2 protein-coding genes, 1 tRNA gene and 1 rRNA gene are annotated in these 4,449 nt (G+C 72.3%); 1 reads left to right on the top strand and 3 read right to left on the bottom strand.

The window, feature by feature from the left end:
- On the bottom strand, window positions 1-1,165 hold a 1,165-nt coding region (locus tag ACFY60_RS20255), incomplete at its 3' end, for a HAMP domain-containing protein (RefSeq protein WP_389458942.1).
- Between the two features lie 356 nt (window positions 1,166-1,521).
- Here ACFY60_RS20255 and ACFY60_RS20250 point away from each other — a divergent pair.
- A complete protein-coding gene (locus ACFY60_RS20250; protein ID WP_388612137.1) occupies window positions 1,522-4,170 on the top strand; it encodes a SpoIIE family protein phosphatase in 2,649 nt (882 codons plus the stop codon).
- Window positions 4,171-4,278: 108 nt separating this feature from the next.
- Here the strand turns inward: ACFY60_RS20250 and ACFY60_RS20245 are convergent.
- Window positions 4,279-4,351: transfer RNA gene (locus tag ACFY60_RS20245), tRNA-Thr, on the bottom strand.
- Window positions 4,352-4,356: 5 nt separating this feature from the next.
- A 5S ribosomal RNA gene (rrf, locus tag ACFY60_RS20240) occupies window positions 4,357-4,449 on the bottom strand; the annotation flags it as partial.

Here is a 4,449-nt window from a genome sequence, read left to right as displayed (position 1 = left end):
GCGCGATGTCCCGCACCTGCGTGGTGATGTTCCGGAAGACGGTGTTGACCGAGTCCGTGAGGTCCTTCCAGGTGCCCGCGGCACCCGGCACCTGCGCCTGACCGCCCAGCAGCCCCTGCGCCCCGACCTCGCCCGACACCCGGGTCACCTCGTCGGCGAAGATCCGCAGCGTGTCGGTCATCTGGTTGATCGTGTCCGCGAGCTGCGCGATCTCACCGCGCGCGCTCACGGTCACCTTCTGCGACAGATCACCGTTGGCGACCGCCGTCGTCACCTCGGCGATGCCTCTCACCTGATTGGTGAGATTCCCCGCCATCGTGTTGACGGAATCGGTGAGGTCCTTCCACACACCGGCGACCCCGGCCACCTCGGCCTGGCCGCCGAGTTCGCCCTCCGTACCGACCTCTCGCGCGACCCGGGTCACCTCGGAGGAGAACGAGGACAGCTGGTCCACCATCGTGTTGACGGTGTTCTTCAGCTCCAGCATCTCGCCGGCCACGTTCGCCGTGACCTTCTGCGACAGGTCACCGTTGGCCACCGCCGTCGTGACCAGCGCGATGTCCCGCACCTGGGCCGTCAGCCGGTACGCCATGGTGTTGACCGAGTCCGTGAGGTCCTTCCACGACCCGGAGACCCCGCGCACCTGCGCCTGACCGCCGAGAATGCCCTCGGTGCCGACCTCCACGGCGACGCGGGTCACCTCGGAGGCGAACAGCGACAGCTGGTCCACGAGGTTGTTCACGGTCCGCGCGACCTTGAGGAACTCCCCGCGCAGCGGCCGCGCCGCCCCGTCGGCGCCCTCCCAGCGCAGGTCCATGCGCTGTTCCAGGTCACCCTCGGCGACCGCCGACAGGACCCGGCCGACCTCGGACACCGGCCGGGCGAGGTCGTCCACGAGGGCGTTCGCGGCCTCGATGGCCGCCGCCCACGCGCCCTCGGTGGCGCCGGCCTCCAGCCGCTCCGACAGCTTGCCCTCGCGGCCCACCACCCGGCGGACCCGCGACAGCTCTCCCGTCACGTGCATCTGCCGGTCGGCGACCTCGTTGAACACGGCGGAGATCTCCGCCATGATCCCGTCACCGGAAACCGTGAGGCGCCTGCGCAGGTTCCCGTCGCGCATGGACACCAGAGCGCCGAGCAACCGCTCCAGCGCCGCCTCGTCCACCTGCACCGTCCCCCCGCGGGAACGTGCGCCTCTCGCGCGCGTGCCGCCGCTGCCGCCGCCTCGACGCGCCGCCGTGCCAGAGTCCACCGTGTCCCTCCCGAAAGGGGTCGAACGTACCGTTCCGCCTTGCACCGGTAACCTGCCCAGTGTTTCACCGCGACCGAACCAGGCGATAACAGTTCGGCAGCTTCGCACAGCGTCCCCGCCCCCGGGAGACGGAAACTGCCATGACCGGCATCCGCCCGGACAGCGAAGGTAAGTAACCTGGCTTCCGGCTGTCCAACCGCCCCGGTCCGCCCGGCGGGGGCGGTGTGGTGCGCGTACGACCACCGGGCAGCGGGAGGGGCAGACCGAGCATGGCAGAGCCGGGCGTCGAGACGCGTACGAGGAGTGCTGTGATCACCGCGCGGGCGACTGCCACATTCGAGCCCGTGGGGCGGTCCGTGGCGGCCGCCCGGGCCTTCGTCCGGGACACCCTCCAGGGCTGGGGCCACCCCGAACTCGTCGACGACGCCGTCGTCCTCACCAGCGAACTCGTGACGAACGCGGTGGTCCACGCCGGCACCGCCGCCGAGGTTCTCTGCCTGCGGTCCGAGGACAGCATCCGCGTCGAGGTCGCCGACCGCTACCCCGAGCGCGAGGTCCCCGTCCAGGGCGGCCGCGCGCCGGGCAGCCCCGACCGCGAGAACGGCCGCGGCCTCCTCCTGTGCGCCGCGATCGCCGCCCGCTGGGGCGTCGACTACTCCCCCACCCGCAAGCACGTCTGGTTCCACCTGGACCTGCCGCAGCGCCCGGTGGGCACCCGCTCCGCCGGTCCGGTGCTGCCGGACTCCGTCCTGCCCGTCACGGACAGCCGCGTCCGCGTCGCCGTCGTGCAGATCGACCGCGGCGGCGCGATCTCGGGCTGGAACGAGGACGCCGAGGACCTCTTCGGCTACACGGCGGACCAGGTCTCCGGCAAGCCGCTCGGCGACCTCGCGGCCTGGCCCCACACCCCCGGCATCGGTACGGGCCTGGCGGAGGCGCTCCGTTTCTCCCGCTGGGAGGGCAGTTACGGCATCCGCTGCTCCGACGGCCGGGTGGTGCCCGTGTACGCGGCCCACCTGCGGGTCCGCGACGCGGAGGGCGAGCCGTCCACGGTCTGTCTGCTGGTACGGGAACACGAGCGGGCCGTCCTGCAGACCCCGCAGCGCCCGGCGGGCACCGACGGGGGCTCGGACAGCCGCTCCTCGGACCCCTTCGAACTGTTCATCGGCTCCCCGGCCCCCGACGACCTCGACGGTCTCCTCCAGCGCACGGTCGAACGTGCCCGGGACATGCTCGACGGCGACGCGGCCTTCCTGCTGCTCGCCACCGACGACGAGACGGAGCTGGAGGTACGGGCGACCACCGGTCTGCCCGCCGCCCGCCAGCGCTTCGCCCGCGTCCCCGTGGAGACCGGCGCGAGCCGGTACGGCTCCGCCCGCATGCCCGCCGTCCACGAGGACCTGGCGGCGGTGCCCGGCGCCGTGCCGCTCCTGGAGGGCACCGGCATGCGGTCGGTCGTCACGGTCCCGCTGAAGGTGGAGGGCCGGCTCACCGGCTCCCTGGGCGTGGCCGCGGAGACCGCGAACCGGTACTCGAACGAGGAGGCCCTGCGCCTTCAGTTCGCCGCGGACCGGATCGCGCTGGCCGTGGAGTCCGCCCGCCTCGGTGAGCTGGAGCGCCTGCGCCGCGGTTCCCTCAGCTTCCTGGTGGAGGCGTCCGATCTGCTGGCAGGCACGCTGGACCGGGACCAGACGCTGGCGCTGATGGCCCAGATGACGGTCCCGACGCTGGCCACCTGGTGTGCGGTCTACACGATCGCCGACCAGTCCTCGGAGCCGTACCTGTCGTACGTGCTCCACGAGGACGAGGACCGTATCGACGGCCTGAAGGCCCTGTTGTCCTCGATCGCCCCACCGGATCCGGTGCCGGCGCCGGGCGCCCGCGCCTGGTCGGCCCCGGGAGAGGCGGCGCAGCGCGCGGCGGTCCGGGCCTCGGTCCGCGAGCTGGAGCAGCTGGGCAGCCCGCTCTCCTCGGGCGTCGACACGACCCTGGCCACGGCGGGCGCCGTCGCCGGGGAGACGGTCGTGCTGCCGCTGGTGGCCCGCAACCGCGTCATCGGCCAGCTCATCCTGGGCCGTCCCGCGGAGGACCACTTCCGCCAGGAGATCCTGGAGCTGGCCGAGGACCTGTCCCGCCGGGCCGCCCTGGCCCTGGACAACGCCCGTCTCTATTCGGAGCGCGTGGCGATCAGCCAGTCCCTCCAGCGCAGCCTCCTCCCGCCGGACCTGCCGCAGATCCCGGGCGTCGAGGTGGACGTCATCTACCGCGCGGCCGGTGAGGGCAACGAGGTCGGCGGCGACTTCTACGACGTCTTCCCGATCAGCGACGACGCCTACGGCTTCGCCATCGGTGACGTGTGCGGTACGGGCCCGGAGGCGGCGGCCGTGACGGGCCTGGCCCGCCACGCCCTGCGGCTCCTGGCCCGCGAGGGCTTCGGCGGCCCGGCCGTCCTGGAGCGCCTGAACGCGGCGATCCTCGACGAGGGGGCCCGCAGCCGGTTCCTGACGCTGCTGTACGGCGAGATGCATCCGCAGGAGGACGGTTCGGCGATCCTGAAGGTCGTCTGTGCCGGCCATCCCCTGCCGCTGCGCCTCCGCCCGGACGGCACGGTCTCCCCCGCGGCGGAGCCGCAGCCGCTGCTGGGCGTCATGGACGACCTGGAGTTGTACGAGGAGACGGTGACGCTCGAGCCGGGCGATGTCCTGCTGTGCGTGACGGACGGCGTCACGGAACGCCGTGAGGGCACCCGCATGCTGGGCGACGACGGGCTCGCCGAGGTCCTGAAGACGTGTACGGGCCTCACGGCCGGCGCGGTCTCGGCCCGCATCCTGCGCGCGGTGGAGCGCTTCGCCCAGGCCCCGGCCTCCGACGACATGGCGATCCTGGCGATGCGCCTCCGCGAGCCGGACGACCGCTGACGGACACCACCGGCCGCCCCTTGTCCGAGGGGCGGCCGGCCTTCGTCCGGCGCCATTCGTCCAGGAACGCAAAAAAGCCCCCGCCGAATGGCGGGGGCTTTTTCTCTGAGCCCTTTAACGGAATCGAACCGTTGACCTTCTCCTTACCATGGAGACGCTCTACCGACTGAGCTAAAAGGGCGGGTTGTTCGGCGGCGTCCTACTCTCCCACAGGGTCCCCCCTGCAGTACCATCGGCGCTGAAAGGCTTAGCTTCCGGGTTCGGAATGTAACCGGGCGT

Origin of the sequence: Streptomyces sp. NPDC012827 (assembly GCF_042900905.1) — a bacterium.
GTDB classification, from domain to species: Bacteria; Actinomycetota; Actinomycetes; order Streptomycetales; family Streptomycetaceae; genus Streptomyces; species Streptomyces gulbargensis.
The sequence above is the reverse complement of the archived record's forward strand: the minus strand, read 5'-3'. Positions and strand labels throughout refer to the sequence as shown.

Bases quoted from the DNA above. Each gene is read 5' to 3' on its own strand.
- ACFY60_RS20250 (WP_388612137.1), top strand. From the start codon at position 1,522: ATGGCAGAGCCGGGCGTCGAGACGCGTACGAGGAGTGCTGTGATCACC.